Source organism: Limnohabitans planktonicus II-D5, assembly GCF_001270065.2.
Classification (GTDB): Bacteria; Pseudomonadota; Gammaproteobacteria; order Burkholderiales; family Burkholderiaceae_C; genus Limnohabitans_A; species Limnohabitans_A planktonicus.
The window spans coordinates 1-19,741 of record NZ_LFYT02000003.1 but is presented as its reverse complement, the minus strand read 5'-3'; the positions used below and the strand labels follow the sequence as shown (position 1 = coordinate 19,741).

The 19,741-nt window shown below is 62.0% G+C and carries 1 protein-coding gene; it reads right to left on the bottom strand.

The genetic code is table 11. The annotated features are described in order from the left end of the window. Positions 1 to 103 precede the first annotated feature (103 nt). Positions 104 to 19,723: an Ig-like domain-containing protein gene (locus tag H663_RS23195; RefSeq protein WP_276309813.1), complete on the bottom strand. Its 19,620-nt coding sequence runs from the start codon at positions 19,721 to 19,723 to the stop codon at positions 104 to 106. Positions 19,724 to 19,741: the final 18 nt, after the last annotated feature.

The window sequence follows — 19,741 nt, the reverse complement described above, 5'->3', positions numbered from 1 at the left end:
GCACCATGTCGGGGTCTTCGACCGCCGACCTACGTGATGGCAGCGCCCCGTAGGTCGGTACTCGCAGAGTCCGACGTTTGTCCGCTTCGGCACAGGTCCCTCATCACACCGGCAGCACCGCGCCGGTGATCGAAATGTCCGTGTCTATCAAGAGCATGCCCTGTGACACCGAAGATGAGTTGAGCACGTTGTAGACGTTGTAGGTCTGCAAACCGGTCAATGCGGTGGTGAATGTGACCCTGCCGGGACTCTGGATCGCAGCAGTCTCGACCGCATCGATCACGGTGTTGCCGTTGAAGTCATAGCTGAGCGTGCCCGAAACAATTCTGGCCAAGGTCATGCCTGAGCCCAAGGCGCTCATGTCAATCGCATCGCCCGCATTGCCGTCCATCATCAGGAAGGGTCGCAAAGTGAAGTTGCTGCTGGAGGCGTCACCCACTGTCAAATCGGACAGATCCACAATGTCTGCGGCAGCCAGCTTCAAGGTGTTGTTGCCGGTGCCGGTCAGGTCAATGCGCTCCACGTTCAACCAGTTGCCCGTGGCGTGCATGCTCAGCGTCAAGTCCAGCACCAGACCGGCACCATCGAACTTGACCATGTCCATGCCTGCGCCCCCGCTGACGGTGTCCGAGTTCGCATCGTTTTGCCAGTCGAAATTGAAGATGAACACATCCGAACCCAACTCGCCATAGACCGTGTTGGCGCCAGCGCCCATCACGATGGTGTCGTTGCCAAAAATGGTGCCCACCGTGCCTTCGCCGCCGACGATGCTGTCATCACCCGCGCCGCCGTCGAGCCAGTCGTCGCCAATGCCGCCGCTGATGCTGTCCGCACCATCGCCGCCATACACCGTGTCCAAGCCATCGTTGGCGTAAATGGAGTCGCTGCCGGCACCACTGTTGATCACGTCATTGCCCGAGCCGCCAAACACGGTGTCGTTACCGGCATTGGTGTTGATGGTGTCGTCGCCGGTGTGACCGCTGACAGAGTCGGCTGAAAACCCGGTGGTGATGAGGTCATTACCGCCACCGCCATACACCGAACTGGCCCCGTCCGAGCTGTAGATGGTGTCATTGCCGCCAATGGTTTCGATCAAGGACTCATCGCCGAACAGGTATTCGCCATTGGTGGATCCGCCGTTGCGCGCATCGATGAAGTCGTTGCCATAGCCACCATAAATGGTTTCCACCGACGAGCTGCCCGTGGTGAAAATGGTGTCGTTGCCCAGGCCTGCAGAGATCACGCTGACTGCGCCACCGGTTTGCACAAAATAGTCGTTTCCGTCATCGCCTTGCAGGTATTTGCTGGTGCCGGTACTGATCACGGTGTCATTGCCCAGCCCGCCGAAAACGCTGGCACTGACACCATCGGTCACGACAGAATCGTTGCCGTCCCCCCCCCACAGGTAATCGGCAGCGGTGCCACCGATCAGGGTGTCGTCACCGGCATCCCCCCTGATGCTGTCGACACTGGCTCCGCCCACAATCGAGTCGTTGCCATCGCCGCCCAACAAGGTGTTGACGCCGCTGCCGCCCACCAGGGTGTCGTTGCCTGCATCACCCAGCAAGTAGTTATAGCCTGAGCCCGAGGCATACACCTGGTCATTGCCATCGCCTGCATCGACCCGCTGCACATAGGTGTCGTAGGCCGTGCCCACATACACCGTGTCGTTGCCCGCACCGGAGCTGACCGTGTCCGTGGCGAGAGATGTTTCACCCGTTTTACCCACGTCAATGTAGTCATTGCCACTGCCGGTCACCACCCGCTCCGCGCCATAGGCACCCGCCCCGGCCTGAATCCAGTTGTTGCCGTTGCCTGCATCGATGTAGGTGATGGTGGTGCTGTTCCAGGTCCCGTAGTAGGGCCCACCCATGAAGTTGACGATGGTGTCATTGCCCGCCCCCGCATATACGGTGTCACTCTGGTAGTCGGTGTAGCTGTTCACGGCAAAGTCACCCATGTCTATGTAGTTGTCACCACCGGTCACGCTCACGAATTCCTTGGCACCTCCGCCAGTGAAAATGGTGTCATTGCCCATGCCCGCATAGACGTAATCCACAGCACCGACATCCGTACCGGCTACGTTGATGAAGTCATTGCCGCCGCCACCCCACACGGTATCTGCGCCGTTGCCCCCGATGATGCTTTCCGAGGCCGCTGAGCCATTCACCCTGTCAGCCGCCGAGCCCAACCAAATGTGCTCAAAGCCGCGCACATAGTCCATGCCCGTGGTCGCACCACTGAGGGATACCTGCTGGTAACTGGCGGACCCGCCATCCAGACTCACCCAAACCGAATTGACAGATTGGTAGAACAACCAATCCACACCTGCGCCGCCATCCACCGTGTCAGAGTCATCGCTGGTGGCCCCGGCTCCGGGGCTGATCGTGTCATTGCCCGCCCCCGAATTGATCATGTCGTTGCCACCACCCGACCAGATGGAATCATTGCCCGTTCCCGTGGTGATGGTCTCAGCCCAGGTGCCGGTCACCGTACTGCCCGAACCCAGACCATTTTGGAACGTCACATTCCCATTGCCAAACAACCACACATCCATGTAACGGACTTCGTCTGTGCCATAGGTCTGGCCACCATTGACGGTGACACTGGTCACGTTGTTGGCGGAGGTGGCCAGAGCCGTGACATCGCCGCTCAAGGCGCGCAGGTCCAGCGTGTCCGCCGGGCCCCCGCTGACGGTTTCGCCCCCCAAATAGGTGTCGTTGCCCAGTTCCAGCACAAAAGCATCGGCCCCCGATCCGCCCACCAGGCTGTCATCGCCCGCGCCGCCCCACAGGGTGTCGTTGGCACCCACGGCACTCAAGGTGTCGCGGCCTGCGCCACCCTGCAAGAAGTTGGCCACCGTGTCACCCACCAGCAAATCAGCGCCAAAGCCCCCGTACACGTTTTCAATGCCGGTCAGGATGTCGGTGCCCTCAGCCCCCCAGACACTGCCGTTGCCCCCAAGGACTGCCGTGCCCACGCCCAAGGCTGTGCCCGTGGCCCCCAGGGAAATGCCCAGGGACACGGTCACGCCAGATGCGGCCTGGCTGTAATCGGCCCAGTCAATGCCCGAACCGCCGAGCAAGGTGTCGTTGCCTGCACCACCGGTCAGGGTGTCGTCGCCCAAGCCACCACTCAAGGTGTCCTGGCCTGCCGCACCATTGAGCCAGTTGTTCAAGCCGTCGCCCACCAAGGAGTCGTTGCCGCCTGCGCCCAGCACGTTTTCAATGCTGAACAGCGAATCATTGCCCGTGGCCCCCTGCACCGTGCCGGCCACCAGGTTGACCGTGACGGGGCCCGTGGCATCGCCCGAATTGGGCGTGAAGTCGGCCCAGTCATTGCCCGAGGCACCATTGATGGTGTCGTTGCCAGTGCCGCCACGCAAAGTGTCGTCGCCACCCGAGCCGTTCATGGTGTCGTTGCCCCCCCGGCCGGTTGCAAAGTCGGGGCCGGCTGTGCCCATCCAGAAGGTGTTGGCCGATGACAGTTGCGACAAATACACCGCACTCACGCCGTTTTGCACCGCCACCGTGTCATTGCCCCCGGTGCTGCCTCGGTTGGTGTAGAGCAAATAGCTGCTGCCTTCAATCTGCACCGTGTCGGCCGCCAAGTCGGCATTGACATCCAGGATGTCCCAGCCATCGGGCAAGAAGACCTTGCCGTTCACCCCGTCAATGCGCAAGAACGCAGCCGCACCACTTTGCCCGGTGATGACTTCCACGTTGGCCATGTCCGTGCCCAGTTTGAGCTGGTTCAGGCCACTGCCGATGTCGATCACCTCGATGCTGGTCAAAGCCCCGAGCACCCGCCCGCCCGTGACAATGTCTGCCACCGTCAGTTCAAAGGTTTGCCCGCTGCCCACCAATTGCAATTCGTCGGTGCCTGCGCCGCCTTGCAAATTGATGCCCGAAAAATCTCCACCCATTTGCTCAAACACGATGGTGTCATTGCCGTCACCTGCGGTGATCACCCCCGCCGCGCTGATGTTCATGAAGTCATTGCCCAGGCCGCCGTCGATCAGCGAGGTGCTGTCGCTGCCCAGGGTGTAGATGGTGTCGTTGCCCAAGCCACCCAAAATGGTGTCATTGCCCAGACCGCCGACCAGGATGTTGTCTTGGGCATCACCCACAATGCGGTCGCTCCTGGTGGAACCCTGCGCGTTTTCAACTTGGCTGATCAAGTCTGTGGCTGCCCCCACGCTGGCACGACCGGCGGTCAAGTCAATCGAGACCCCCACTGCCACCTGGGCATAGTTGACCCAGTCACTGCCGTCCCCACCCACCAGCAAGGCACCGCCGCTGCTGGCCAGGGTGTCGTCTCCGGCACCACCTTGCAAGGTGTCAGCGCCCGCACGGCCCCACAAGTAGTCGTTGCCCGTGCCGCCCATGAGCAGGTTGTTGGCGGCATCGCCGATCAGGGTGTCATTGAACTTGCTGCCCAGCAGGTTTTCAACACCCACCAAGGAGTCTTGGTTGCCATAACCGTCGGTGCCCAGGGATGCGAACAAATCCACATTGACCGCGCTCAGGTCGAAGTCGTAGTTGACCAGGTCAATGCCCGCATCGCCAAAGTAGGTGTCGTTGCCTGAGCCGCCCACCAGGGTATCGTCCCCAGAGCCGCCCGCCAAAGAGTCGTTGCCGTCATCGCCACGCAAGCTGTCGTTGCCCGCGCCACCCCACAAGGTGTCGGCACCCGCGCCGCCAATGATGCTGTTGGTGCCACTGTCACCGCCCAGGGTATCGGCATAAGCCGTGCCCAGCATGTGTTCGATGTTCACCAGGGAGTCGGTTGACCCCACACCGTCAGCAAACGAGGCCATGGCACCACCGGCCAAAGTGCCACTGGCGCCCACAGTCGCTGCGCCATCGAAGATGAACCAATCTTCGCCCGTTCCGCCATCGATCGTGTCATTGCCTGCGCCGCTGATGAGCGTGTCGTCGCCAGCGCCCGCAGACACGCTGTCGGTGCCCGCACCACCGTCAATGATGTTGGCCTCCGTGCTGCCGAAGATGATGTCAGCGCCCGCGCCACCGACGGCGTTTTCGATGGACACCAGGCTGTCGCTGCTGGCAGCCACATCGGTGCCGGTGGCCACGCCCGTTTGCAAGTTGATGGTCACGGCATTGGCCGCTGTGCTGTAACTGATGGTGTCGCTGCCCGTCAGACCATCAAAGTCGTCGTTCAGGCCGTTGCCACGCACCAAGCCATTGAAAAAGTCACCCTGCGCCGTGCCCGACATGCCCCAACGCACCACAATGGCGCTGCTGTCACCTAGGTTAAAGCCCAGGGGAATGGCCGCTTCGTTGATCACATTGCCGGCCAGATCGGTCAGGCGCGCGCTCAGGATGTTGTTGATCGTCAGGTCAGCGGTCGACTGGTTGGCTCCCACGGTGTAGGTGCCCTCCAGCAAGCGGCCGTTCGTGGCCGCCGTCAGGGTGACCACAGCACCCGTGTCCAATGACACACGGATGAAAGAGCCCGCCTGCACGGTTTCGTTGATCGTGGCCGAAACATTGATGGCAGAGCCCACCACCGCACCACCCGTGGCCACACCATTGATCACGGCGTAATTGAGCAAGCTGCTGCTGAAGAAACTCTCCGCCCGCGAGGTGGTGTTGTCCACCGTGAAGGTCAAGCTGGTGATGGCGCTGACGTTGCCAAAGGGGTCGGTCACCCGGGCTTGCAAGGTGTGCTCGCCATCGGTGGTGGGTGCCGCAAAGGTCGGCAACCAGCCGCCGCCGTTCAAGTTGTAAGACACCGTGCCGCCGCTTTCGACGTTGTCCACGCTGACGCGGCCGTCCTTGCTGATCTTGTCACTGTTGCTGCTGCCGCTGTCGCAGGTCAAGGTCAAGGTCGGTGCAGGGGTGCTCAGGTCGAGCAGGAAACTGAACACGCGGTCGGTGCCGTTGTTGTTGGCCACATCCACCGCGCGCACTTGCACGACGTTGATGCCTTCTATGGCGCTGAAAGTCGTGGTCCAGGTGTTGCCACCATCGATGCTGTACTGGACGAGACCATTGGCTTCCACACCGGTGACCTGGATGCGCCCGTCGTTGGTCAGCAAATCGCCATCCACCCCGGCATCACACAGCAGTGCCACCGTGGGCGCTGCAGGGCCTGTGGTGTCCAGCGTGAAGGTCAGGGGCGTGCTGGTGCTGAAGTTGCCCACCTGGTCGGTGGCGATGGCCCGGACTTGGTAGGCGCCATCGGTGATGGGGGCAAAGGTGGCGGTGGGTGTGCTCCAAGTGCTGCCGCCATTGGTGCTGAACTGGTAGGTGAGCGTCACGCCTGAGGCGTAGGTCTGTGTGTACTTGACCAAACCGTCGTTGGTGATGCGGTCGGCCATGAAGAGCAGACTGCGGCCGCTGTCGGTTTTGAGGCTCAGTGTCGGTGTGATCGGGCTCACGGTCAGGCGCGTGAAGTCCAGCGCATCGGTGCGCTCGTTACCCGCTTTGTCCACCACTTTGACACTGACGGTGTAATCCGCGTCCAGCGTGGGCTGCACATAGCTGGCCGCCCAATCCCGCACCAGCGTGCCGTTGGCCAGGGTCACTTTGTAAAAAGTGCGCACATCGGCCAGCGCATCGGCACCGGGGTCAAAACTCAGGGACAGGGCCACATTCGAGGTCACCCGGTCGGTGCTGCTGGAGCCGGTGTCCGAGGTCAAACTCAATTTGGGACTGTTGAGCGCCGTATCGAGCGTGAAACTCAGGCTGTTGCTCAAGCCCACGTTGCCAGCGCCGTCAATGGCTCGGACCTTGACCGTGTTGAGCCCGTCCACCGCAAAGAAGGTGCTGGAGTATGTCGCGCCACCATCGGTGGAATAGGACAGCACTTCACCGGCGACATAGCCCGCCACCGAGATGCCGCCCGAATTGGTGTATTGGTCAATCGCGCTGGTGCCCGAATCGCAGCTCAATGTCACTGTGGGGCTGGGGGCCGTGTTGTCGAGTGTGAAGGTCAAGACCTCGGACACCACACGGTTGCCCGCTGCGTCACTGGCCCGCACGCGCACACTGTTGCTGCCCTGCACGGCAGAGAATGTGCCCATCCAGACGGTCCCATCGGTACTGAACTCCAGCGTGTCACCCACGCTGGCCCCCACCACGGAGATGGCACCGTTGTTGCTGATGTTGTCGCCCGAGGTGCCGCTGTCGCAGGCCAGCACCAAGGTGGGTTTGGTGACCAGGGTGTCCAGCGTGAAATTGAGCGTTGCAGGCGTGCCCACATTTCCGGCGCTGTCGATGGCCCGCACACGCAAAGTGTTTAAACCTTCACCGGCTGCAAACGTGGTGCTCCAGGTGCTGCCGTCGGTGCTGTATTGCAAGGCGGCACCCGTCTCCAAAGAGCTGGCCACCACGGTGCCCACATTGCTGATCTTGTCTGTGCCCAGACTGCCGCTGTCGCACACCAAACCGACCGTGGGTGCATCCGGGCCAGTGGTGTCCAGGGTGAAGCTGTAATCGGTGATCGCGCCCACCAAGCCGGCCGCATCGGTGACGCGCACTTTGACCGCGTTGAGGCCTTCTGCCGCACTGAAGGTGCTGGCCCAGGTGCTGCCATTGGTGCTGTATTGAATCAGGCTGGCCGTTTCGGGGGTGCTCACTTGCAAACCGCCGGAATTGCTCAACTTGTCTGAAGTGCTGGTGCCGCTGTCGCTGCTGAGGCTGACCGTGGGTGCCAGTGGCGCGGCATTGTCCAGCGTGAAGCTCAATTGGCTGATCGGGCTGAGGTTGCCCGCCGCATCGACAGCACGCACCTGCAAGGTGTTGACGCCTTCCACGGCCGTGAAGCTGGATGCCCAGGTGCTGCCGTTGGTGCTGTACTGCACCGTGGTGCCCGCTGCGCTGCTGGCATTGACCGCGCCGAGCTGGCTGATCAGGTCAGTGGCTGACAGGCCACCGTCACACACCAGAGCCACCACGGGCGCTGCTGCGGCGGTGGTGTCAAGCGTGAAGGCCAGCGATTGGGTGCGCTGGTTGCCCGCCGCATCGGTGACGCGCACGCTCACGGTGTTTGACCCTTCAGAAGCCGTGAAGGTGCTCGCCCAAGTGGTGGCGTTGGTGCTGTATTCCAGCGTTGCGCCGCTTTCCACGCCCGTCAAGGCCAGGATGGCAGTATGGGTGATGGCATCGGTGGCGCTGGTGCCGCTGTCACAGGCCAAAGCCAGGGTGAAGTTGGTCACCGCCGTGTCCAGCGTGAAGGAGAGGGGCATGGCGCTGGCCGTGTTGCCCGCGCCATCGGTGACCTTGATGGTCACGGTGTTGGCACCTTCGGCCGCTGCAAAGGTGGTGCTCCAGGTGTTGCCATCGGTGCTGTAAGTGACGCTGGCGCCGTTTTCCACATTGCCCAGGCTCAGGGTGGACAGGCTGGTGATTTTGTCGCTGCTGCTGGCGCCGCTGTCGCACGCGAGGCCTAAAGTGGGCGTGGCAATGGTTTTGTCAATCACCACGGCCAGTGTTTGGGCGGCGCTGGTGTTGCCCGCCGGGTCGATGGCGACCACGCTGATGGTGCCACTGCTCATGGCCAGGCTGGCCGTGACCGTCCAGGCACCACTGGCATCGACGGTGGTGCTGAGCACCTCGCCCGTGGCGGGCATGGTGACCACAATGATGTCGTCTTTGAGGCCGGTGCCGCTCAGCGTGGGGATGTCGACGCTGGTGATGAGGTCGTTCAGGTTGCCGGTGTTGCTGGCATCGTTGAGCTTGACGGTGAAGTCAGGTGCGCGCGTGTCCACCGCATAACTGGCGGTGGCCCCGGTGCCCGCATTGCCCGCTTCGTCGGTGTAGGTGTTGGCCAGCACGAAGGTGTTGCTGGCCGACTCCACGCCTGCGGATGGGGTGAATGTGGCCGTCCACACCAGTCCGTCCGGACTGGCGGTGAAGCTGCCCAGCGTGCCGTTGGGCGCGGTGACATCGCCGCTGCCAAAGCCCAACACTTTTTCACTGAAGGTGATGGTCACCGTCGCGCTTTCGCCCATCTTGAGTGAGGTGTCACTGAGGCGAACCACGGACACGGGAGATAGCCGGTCAATGGCGTAGTTGGCGCTGCTGGCTGCCACGCCGTTGTTGCCCGCCACGTCGGTGTAACCGGTGGTGATGCGCAGGGCATTGGTCGCCGACTGCACCGCGTCGGGCGTGAAGGTGCCCAACCAGGTTTGGCCGCCGTCTGTGGACACCAGCGTGCTGAGGGTGCCGTTTTGCACACTCACATCGCTGTTGTCAAAGCCGGTCACCTTTTCGCTGAAGGCGATCGTCACCTGCGCGGTTTCGCCCGCCTGCAAGTTGACATCGCTCAAGCTGATGCTGGCCGTGGGCCCTTGGGTGTCCACAGCGTAATTGACACTGGACGCCGTGCCCCCGAGGTTGCCCGCCAGGTCTTTGTAACCCGCCGAGGCCACGGTGATGCTGTTGCTGGCCACTTCCAGGCCCGCGTTGGCAGTGAAGGTGCCGACCCAGGTGATGCCGCCATCGCTGCTGGCCAGGGTGCTCAGCGTGCCGTTGGGTGCCGTCACATCGCTGTTGTCAAAGTTTTGCACCGCTTCACTGAAGACCAGTGTCAGTGTGGCGTTCTGCCCAGCGGTCAGGCGGGTGACGGCAGCGCCACTGGCGTCCTTGAGGGTCACTTGGGCACTGGGCACCTTGGTGTCCAGAATGAAATTGCCACTCACGCTGCTGCTGCCCGCATTGCCCAAGGCATCGGTGTAGGTGTTGGCCAGTGCCACCAGGTTGGTGGCGTCTTCCACGTTGGCCGTGGGCGTGAAGTTGCCCTGCCAGGTGATGCCCCCGTCTGCACTCGTCAAGGTGCCCAGACTGCCATTGGCCACGGTCACATCTTCGTTGCTGAAGCCTTGCACAGCCTCGCTGAACTTGATGGTCAAAGTGGTGCTTTCGCCCGCTTTGAGGAACTCGCTGCCCAATGTGATGATGGCGGTGGGTGCCTGCGTGTCCAGGCTGTAGTTGCCACTGGTGCTGCCTGTGCCGCCATTGCCGGCCAGATCGTTGAAGACATTCCCCAGGGTGATGATGTTGCTGGTGTCCGCCACGTTGCTGGCGGGGGTCAGAGTGGCCGTCCAGGTTTGGCCGCCATCGCTGCTGAGCAAATTGCTGAGCACGGCGTTGTCAGCCACCACATCGCCCAAATCAAAGGCCGTGACTTTTTCGCTGAAGACGATGGTGACGGTGGCCGTTTCCCCGGCTTTCAGGGACGCCTTGCTGATGGCAATGCTCTGCACCGCGGGGGCCTGCGTGTCCACCGTGTAGGCATGGCTTTGGCTGACGCTGCGGCTGTTGCCTGCGGCGTCGGTGGCAATCACCAACACCGTCACGGTTTTATCGGGGTCGGCAATCAGATCAGCGGTGTCCACGTCCAGACTGAACTGGCCCACCGCATCGAGCACACCCATCACGGTTTGGCCATTGACCATGACGCTGACCGCATCACCTGCGCGCGCTTGGGTGACAGCACCTGTCACGGCCGTCAGGGCTGCCTGGGCGTCCACCGGTCCGATGCCGTTGTCACCCGTGATGGCACCCACCGTCAAGACCGGCACCGGGCTGGTGGTGTCGAGCGTGAAATTGAACACCACAGGGGTGCTGATGTTGCCTGCCACATCGGTTTGACGCACTTGCACACTGTTGGCACCTTCGGTGGCCGTGTAGGTCACGCTCCAGGTGTTGCCGTTGGTGCTGTATTCCAGCAAAGCCCCCGATTCACCCGTGACGTTCAAGGACCCGATGGTGGTGATCTTGTCGCTGCTGCTCACGCCCGAATCGCACAGCAAGCTCACGCCAGGGTTGCTGACGGTTTTGTCAATGACCACCGTGAGGTTTTGCGTGGCGATGGTGGAGCCCGTGTAGTTGACCACCACCAGCCCTGAGCTGATCGGGTTGACGGGTGTGACGCTCCACAGGCCATTGATGTCCACCGTGGTGTTGAGCTCTTCCAGGGTGCCGGGCATGGTCACTTTGACCGAATCCCCCGGCTTGCCTGTGCCGCTGATGGTGGGCGTGTCGTCGTTGGTGGTCAGGTCGGTCACGCTGCCGCTGTTGCTGGTGTTGGCCAGCGCCGCGGTGAATGTGTCCCCTTTGGTGTTCAGGGTGAACGTCAAGGGCTCCGAAATGGCTTGATTGCCTGCGGCGTCGGTGCTGCGCACATACACCGTGTTGCTGCCTTCTACGGCGCTGTAGTTGCTGACCCAAGTGCTGCCATTGGTGCTGTATTCGATCACCGCACCTGCATCGACGCCAATGACCTGGAGCCCCGCTTGTGTTGTGACCAAATCGCTGGGCGTGCCCGTGTCACAGACCAGTGCCACACTGGGCTTGGTGATCTGGGTGTCGAGCGTGAAGCTCAGCGTAGACACGGCACCGGCATTGCCCGCCGCATCGATGACCCGCGCCTTGACGGTGTTGACCCCTTCGCCTGCGGCAAAGGTGGAGGCCCAGGACACGCCGTCGGTGCTGTATTGCAAGCTTGCGCCCGTCTCCAATGTGGCCGCCGTGATGGCCCCGTTGCGGGTGATTTTGTCGGTACCCGTGCTGCCGCTGTCACACACCAAGGACAAGGCGGGGGCGATGGGCGCCTGGCTGTCCAGGGTAAAGCTCAATTCGCTGACACCCGAGACCAGGCCGGCCAAGTCGGTGACCCGCACACGCACGGTGTTGGCACCTTCTGAGGCCGCAAACGTGCTGGCCCAGGTGCTGCCGTTGGTGCTGTATTCAATCAAGCCACCGGTTTCGGCAGTGGTGACTTGCAAGCTGCCATTCAAGCTCAGCTTGTCGCTGGCAGAGCTGCCACTGTCACAGGCCAGGGACACTGTGGGATTGGACGGGGCGGTGGTGTCCAGACGGAACACCAGACTGCCCACCGCGCTCAGGTTGCCCGCCAGATCCATGGCACGGGCATACACCGTGTTGGCGCCTTCAGCGGCTGCAAACGTGGTGGCCCAAGTGAGCGCATCGGTGCTGAACATCACTGTGGCACCCGTTTCATGGCTCACATTGATCGCGCCTTGCGCGGTAACCCGATCGCTGCCGTTCAAGCCCCCATCACACACCAGCGTGATGACGGGCTGATCGGGCCGCGCCGTGTCCAGCGTGAAGGCCATGTCCTTGATGCGCGCATTGCCTGCCGCATCGCTGACACGCACTTTGAAGGCATTGCCGCCCTCGACTGGCACAAACGTGCTCAGCCAGGTGCTGCCGCCATCGAGGCTGTAGCTGATGGCATCGCCCGCCACGACCCCTGTGGTCTGCAGCCCGGAGGTGTTGGACACCTTGTCTGTGGCCACGCCACTGTCACACAGCAAGGACACGGTGAAATCAGCCACCGAACTGTCCAGGGTGAAACTCAAGGGGCTGGAGACGGCCGCATTGCCTGCACCGTCCGTGGCGCGCACGGTCAAGGTGTTCAGGCCTTCGTTGGCCGTGAAGGTGGTTAACCACAAGATGCCGTTGGTGCTGTATTCCAGCGTTGCACCGGCCTCGGCCGTGACGCTGATGGTGCCTTGCTGCGTGACTTTGTCGACCGCGTTGATGCCGCTGTCGCAGGCCAGCACCACCACAGGGTTGGCAATGGTTTTGTCAATGACCACGGCCAGTGTTTGCGTGGCAGCTGTGGCACCTCCGGTGCTGGTGGCGCTGACAGTGACGCTGCCGCTGCCGATGGCCAATGAGGGCGTGACCGACCACAGGCCATTGGCCCCGACGGTGGCTGTCATCACTTCGCCGGTGCCGGGCATGGTGACCGTTATCACATCACCCTCGGCACCGGTGCCCGTGATGGTGGGGGTGTCGTCACTGGTGACCAGATCGCTCTTGGCACCCGTGTTGCTGCTGTCATCCAGACGTCCGGTAAAGCTGGGTGCGCGGGTATCGACCGCATAGCTGGCAGTGGCCACGGTACCGGCGTTGCCTGTCAGATCGGTGTAGGTGCTGGCCAGGGACAAGCTGTTGACGGGCACCTGAATGTTGGCAGATGGCGTGAACGTGGCCACCCAGCTCAGGCCGTCGGAGCTGGCGGTGAAGGTGCTCAGCGTGCCATTGGGCGCAGACACATCGGCATTGCTGAAGCCACTGACGCGCTCACTGAAGGTGATGGTGACGCTGGCGGTCTCTCCGGCTTTGATGGCCGTGTTGCTCAGGCTGATGCTGGCTGTGGGCGAGAGGCGGTCAATGGCGTAGTTGGCGCTCGCGGCCGCTGCGCCCTGGTTGCCTGCCAGATCGGTGTAGCTGTTGGCCAGGCTGAGCACATTGCTCGCCGATTGCACCTGCCCCGGTGTGAAGGTGCCCACCCAGGTGCGGCCGCCGTCGGTCGTGGCCAAGGTGCTCAGGGTGCCGTTTTGCACCGTCACATCGGCGTTGCTGAAACCTGTGACTTTTTCCGTGAAGGTGATGGTGACCGAGGAGGTTTCACCGGCCAGCAAATCGACATCGCTGAAGCTGATGCTGGCGCTTGGCCCCTGGGTGTCAATGGCGTAATTGGCGCTGGCGGCCGCTGCCCCGGCATTGCCTGCCCTGTCGGTATAGCTGGCCACTGCCACGGTGATGTTGTTGGTCGCGTCTTCGATGGCCGCATCGGCTGCAAATGTGCCCGTCCAGGTGATGCCGCCGTCTGCGCTGGTCAGGGTGCTGAGCGTGCCGTTGGGTGCCAGGACATCGGCGTTGCTGAACCCATTGACCGCTTCGCTGAAAGTGATGGTCACATCCGCGCTTTGGCCTGCCGTCAAGCTGCTGATGGCCACGCCTGCGCTCTTGAGCGTGATCGTGGCCATGGGGGCCTGGGTGTCCAGGCTGTAGTTGCCACTGCTGCCTGTTTGCCCGGCATTGCCCACCAGGTCGGTGTAGGTGTTGGCCAGGGTGACGACATTGCTGGCATCTTCCACATTGCTCAAAGGCGTGAAATTGCCCGTCCAGGTCAAGCCGCCATCTGCACTCGACAAGGTGCCCAGACTGCCGTTTTGCACCGTCACATCGTCCTGGCTGAAGTTTTGCACCGCCTCACTGAATCGGATGCTCAGTGTCGTGGTGTCCCCGGCTTTGAGGGTTTCATTGGCCAGCTGGATGATGGCCGTGGGCGCTTTCGTGTCCAGTCTGAAGTTGGCGCTGCTCAGCCCACTGCCCGCATTGCCCGCCAGATCGGTGTAGGTGGCCGTGATCTGCAGCACATTGCTGGTGTCTTCAATGTTCAAGCTGGGCGTGAACACGGCGCTCCAGGTGATGCCGCCATCGCTGCTGATCAACTGACTCAGACTGCCGTACTCGGCGGTGATGTCACTGACATCAAAAGCGGTGACTTTTTCGCTGAAGACCACCCCCACCGTGGCGGTTTCGCCCACTTTGAGGCTGCTCTTGTCGATGCTCAGGCTTTGCACCACAGGAGCCACGATGTCCACCGTGTAAGCACGGCTGGCTGAGACATTGGCCAGGTTGCCTGCTGCGTCGCTGGCGCTCAGCACCACATCCAGGCTTCGGTCGGTGTCAGCGATCAAATCGGTGGTGGTCACATCCACGCTGTAATGCCCTGACAAGTCCACCGTGGCGGTGAAGGTGCGGCCATTGACGAACACGCTGACAAGATCGCCTGCGCGCGCTTGCGTGACATCACCGGACACCGCAGAGGTCAAGGCTTGCGCATCGACCGGGCCGATGGCGTCATCGCCAAAAACGGGCTCTATGCTCAATGTGGGCACAGGTGCCGTGGTGTCCAGGGTGAAAGTCAAGGCAGACGAGGTGGCCACGTTGCCTGCCACATCGGTCTGGCGCACATAAATGGTGTTGACTCCTTCGGTGGCGGTGAAGGTGCTGGCCCATGCCGTGCCATTGGTGCTGTAGCTCAGCGAGGCCCCATTTTCAAGGCCGCTGAGCACCAGTTCAGCACTTTGGGATACCCGGTCGCTGGCACTGAAGCCGCTGTCGCACACCAAGGCCACGCTGGGCTTGGCCACAGAATTGTCGATGGTCAAAGCCAGTGTTTGCGGCAGCGATGCCGCACCGGCACTGTTCCTGGCCTGCACACTGACCGAGCCACTGGCCATGGTCAAGCTGGGGGTGATCGACCACTGGCCGTTGGCGTCCACGGTGGTGGACAGCACTTCACCAGAGCCCGGGAAGGTCACCACGATGATGTCGTCGGCCGCGCCCGTGCCACTGATCGTGGGGGTGTCATCGTTGGTGATGCGGTCGCTGGTGGTGCCACTGTTGCTGGCGTCATTGAGCTGGAAGGTGAATGACGGCGCACGGGTGTCCACGCTGTAAAGCGCGCTGGCCGTCGTGCCAGCATTGTTGGCCAGATCGCTGTAGGTGCTGGCCAGTGTCAGGGTGTTGTTCAAGGCCAGGAAGTTGGCCGTGGGGGTGAAGGTGGCCGTCCAGACCGTGCTGTCTGCATTGGGGGTGAAGGTGCTGAGCATGCCGTTGGGCGCGCTCACATCGCCATTGGAGAACCCTTTCACGGCTTCGCTGAAAGCGATGGTCACGGTGGCACTTTCACCGGCCGTCAATGCGGTGTCGCTCAAGCTGATGGTGGCTGTGGGGGCGAGTCGGTCCAGTGTGTAGTTGGCGCTGACGGCGCTGCTGCCCTGGTTACCGGCCACATCGGTGTAGCCGTTGGACAGGCTCACCACATTGCTGTTGTCTTGCGCATTGGCGGGGGTGAAGGTGCCCACCCAGGTGCGTCCACCGTCGGTGGTGCTCAGGATGCTCAATGTGCCGTTGTCCACCGTCACATCGGCGTTGTCAAAATTGCTGACTTTTTCATTGAAGGTGATGGTCAAGACTGCCGTCTCGTTGGCCTGCAGGTCGGTGTCACTCAGGGTGATGGTGGCTGTGGGGCCTTGCGTGTCCACGGCGTGGTTGGCACTGGAGGCCGCGCCGCCTGAATTGCCGCCCAAGTCGCTGTAGGCGCCTGGGTTGATGCTCAGGCTGTTGACGGCCACTTCGACATTGGCGTTCGGCGTGAAGGTGCCTGTCCAGGTGATGCCGCCATCCGTGCTGGCCAGCGTGCTCAACTGTCCGTTGGGGGCATTGACATCGGCATTGCTGAAGTCTTTGACCGCTTCATTGAAGGTGATCGTCACCGCCGCACTTTGGCCAGCCGTCAAACTGGTCACCACCGAGTTGGTGTTGTCTTTGAGGACGATGCTGGCGCTGGGCGCTTTGGTGTCCACGCTGTAGTTGCCGCTGGTGACGGCCACACCGGCGTTGCCGATCAGATCGCTGTAGGTGTTGAGCAGCGCAATCGTGTTGAGGGCCGCCTCGGTGTTGGCGTTGGGGGTGTAAGTGCCGGTCCAGGTGATGCCGCCATCGGCGCTGGAGAGCGTGCCCAGAGCGCCGTTTTGCACCGTGACGTCTTCGTTGCCAAAACCCTGCACCTTTTCACTGAAGGTGATGGTCAAGGTCGTGGTTTCGCCCGCTTTGAGGGCTTCATCGGCCAGAGCGATGACCGCTGTGGGCGCTTTGGTGTCCAGGCTGTAGTTGCCACTGCTGCCGGTGGTGCCCGCATTGCCGGCCAGGTCGGTGTAGTTGGAAAACACCTGCACCAGGTTGCTGGTGTCTTCGATCAGGTTGCTGGCCGTCAGGGTGGCGGTCCAGGTCAAACCACCGTCCGTGCTGGCCAAAGCGCTCAGGCTGGCGTTGTCAGCGATCAAATCGCCCAGGTCAAAGGCCTGCACTTTTTCTGAAAAACGCACCGTCACTGTGGCGGTGTCACCGGCTTTGAGTAAGGTTTTATCCAGGGTGACACTTTGCACCGAAGGTGCCGATGTGTCCACACTGTAAGCGCGGCTGGCTTGCGCGTTGGCGGCATTGCCTGCAGCGTCTGTGGCGTTGATGAACACTTCCAGTTTCTTGTCGGCATCGTCCACCAAGTCCAGCGTGTCAATCTGGATGTTGTACCCCCCCACCGCATTCACGGTGCCGGAGTAGGTTTGCCCATTGACCTGCACTTGCACCAGATCGCCCTGGCTGGCCTGCAAGGCCACACCCGTGATGGTGGTGCTCAGGTTGGCGGCGTCGGCAGGCCCCACGGCGTCGTCACCGCCAATGGCGGCCACGGTGATGCTGGGCACGGGCACTTGCGTGTCCAGCGTGAAGCTGAACACCGTGGGTGTGCTGATGTTGTCGGCCTTGTCGGTTTGACGCACCTGCACGGTGTTCAGGCCTTCTTGCGCCGTGAAGGTGCTGCCCCAAGTGCTGCCGTCGGTGCTGTATTCCAGCACCGCATCGCTTTCAATCTGCCCAATGTTCAGATTGCCCACCGTGGTGATTTTGTCGCTGCTGCTGGTGCCCGAGTCGCACAGCAGGCTGACTGTGGGTGAGGCCGCGATTTTGTCGATGATTACCGCCAGACTGATGGTCGAGTCCACGCTGCTGCCCGCCTGCAGTGTTCTGGCCACCAGAACGTTGCCCGTGGAAATCGTCAGCGATGGCGTGACCGACCACAGACCATTGATGTCCACCACGGCGTCCAGAACCTCGTTGGTGCCGGGCATGGTCACGCGGATGCGGTCGCCCACTGCCCCCGTGCCGCTGATGACGGGCGTGTCCTGACGGGTGATCAGATCGTTGAGTGAACCGCTGTTGCTGAGGTTGTTCAGGCCTGCCGTGAAGGTGCCCGCCTTGGTGTTGAGCACAAAGGTCAGCATGTCCGACACGGCGCTGTTGCCCGCCTGATCCGTGACACGGGCATACACGGTGTTGTTGCCTTCGGCCGCGCTGTAGGTGTTTGTCCAGCTGGTGCCATTGGTGCTGTATTCCACCACGGCACCGCTTTCAATGGCAGAGCCGCCTGCGCTACCGGGCACATTGAGCGAGCCATCAATCGTCACTTTGTCACCCGGCGTGCCCGTGTCGGTCACCAGCGTCAAGGTCGGTGTGCTGATGAAGGTGTCGACGGTGAATGTCAAGGTGCTGGCAGCCCCTGCATTGCCCGCAGCATCCACCACCCGGGCCTGCACGGTATTGCTGCCCTCGCCTGCGGCAAAGGTGCTGCCCCAAGCCAGTCCGTCCACACTGTATTGGAGGGTGGCGCCTGACTCCAGGGTCGTGGCCAAAATGCTGCCGTTCTGGCTGATTTTGTCGGTGCCCGATCTGCCACTGTCACAGACCAGCGCCAAAGTGGGCACCGTGGGGGCCAGCGTGTCCAGGGTGAAGTTGAAGGTGCTGACCGCTCCCACATGGCCTGCGGCGTCCGTCACCCGAATTTGCACAGCATTGGCGCCTTCGATGGCGCTGAACGTGGTCAGCCAGGTGCTGCCATTGGTGCTGTACTCAATTTGCCCACCGCTTTCGCTGGACACGCTTTGCAGCAAGGCCTGCTTGCTCAGTCGGTCGCTGCCACTGCTGCCGCTGTCGCAGACCAGGGTGGTGACCACAGCGGCGGGTGTCGTGGTGTCCAGGGTGAAGCTCAGGCTGCTGGCATCACTGACATTGCCTGCCGTATCGGTGGCCCGGGCATACACCTTGTTGACGCCTTCAGTGGCCACAAAGGTGGTGCCCCAGGTGCTGCCATCGGTGCTGTAAGCCAGGACCGTGCCTGCACCATGGGACACATTGATGCCCCCTTTGGCAGAAATCAGGTCACTGCTGTCCAGCCCGCCATCGCAAACCAGGGTGATCACGGGCGCGCTGGGTTTGACGCTCTGAAGCTGGAAGGCCAGGTTTTGCGTTCTCTGATTGCCTGCCGAGTCCGTCACGCGCACGGTGACGGAGTTGGCACCTTCGCTCGCCTGGAAATGATTTGTCCAGCTCGTGCCATCGGTGCTGTACTGCACTTGGGCACCCGCCTCCACTCCGGACAGGCTCAAGTTCGCAGTGTTGGTGATCAAGTCACTCGCTGTGCCACTGTCACAGCCAAGCGCCACGGCAAAGGCAGCGACTGTCGTGTCCAGGGTGAAATTGAGCGGCGCAGACAGGGCACTGTTGCCTGCCCCATCAGTCACCTTGACGGTGACTTGGTTGACGCCTTCTGCCGCATTAAAGGTGGTCGTCCAGAGGACACCATTGGTGCTGTAAGCCACTTGTGCGCCTGCCTCAACGCCTGCGAGTGTCAAGGCCGCAAACCGGCTGCTGTTGTCGGTGCTGCTCGATCCGCTGTCGCAAGTGAGGGTGAGCGTGGGCACTGCGATCACTTGATCAATGACCAAGCTCAGCGACTGCGCAGTGCTGATGTTGCCCGCCGCGTCAATGGCCACCACACTGACCGTGCCCGTGTTGATAGCCAGAGTGGGCGTCACCGTCCAAGTACCGTCTGCGGCCACCGTGGTGCTGATCACTTCCAGTGTGCCAGGCATGGTGACACGGATGAGGTCCCCCTCCACACCCGAACCGCTGATGGTGGGTGTGGCGTCAGAGGTCATCAGATCGGTCAGCGTGCCGCTGTTGCTCGCGTCATCGAGCTTGACCGTGAAGCTCGGTGCCTTTGTGTCCACTGCGTACGTGGCTGTAGCTACCGTGCCTGCGTTGCCCGCTTCGTCGGTGTAGGCCGTGCCCAGGCTCAGCGTGTTGCTGGCCGCTTCGGTGTCTGTTGCTGGCGTGAAGGTGGCTGTCCAGATCAGGCCGTCTGTGCTGGCGGTGAATGTGCTCAAGGCTCCGTTGGGCGCTGTGATGTCCGCGTTGCTGAAGTCTTTGACTTTTTCGCTGAAGGTGATGGTCACCGTGGCGCTCTCGCCTGCTTTGAGCGCGTTGTCGCTCAGGGCGATGCTGGCCGTGGGTGCTTTGAGGTCTATCGCGTAGTTGGCGCTGCT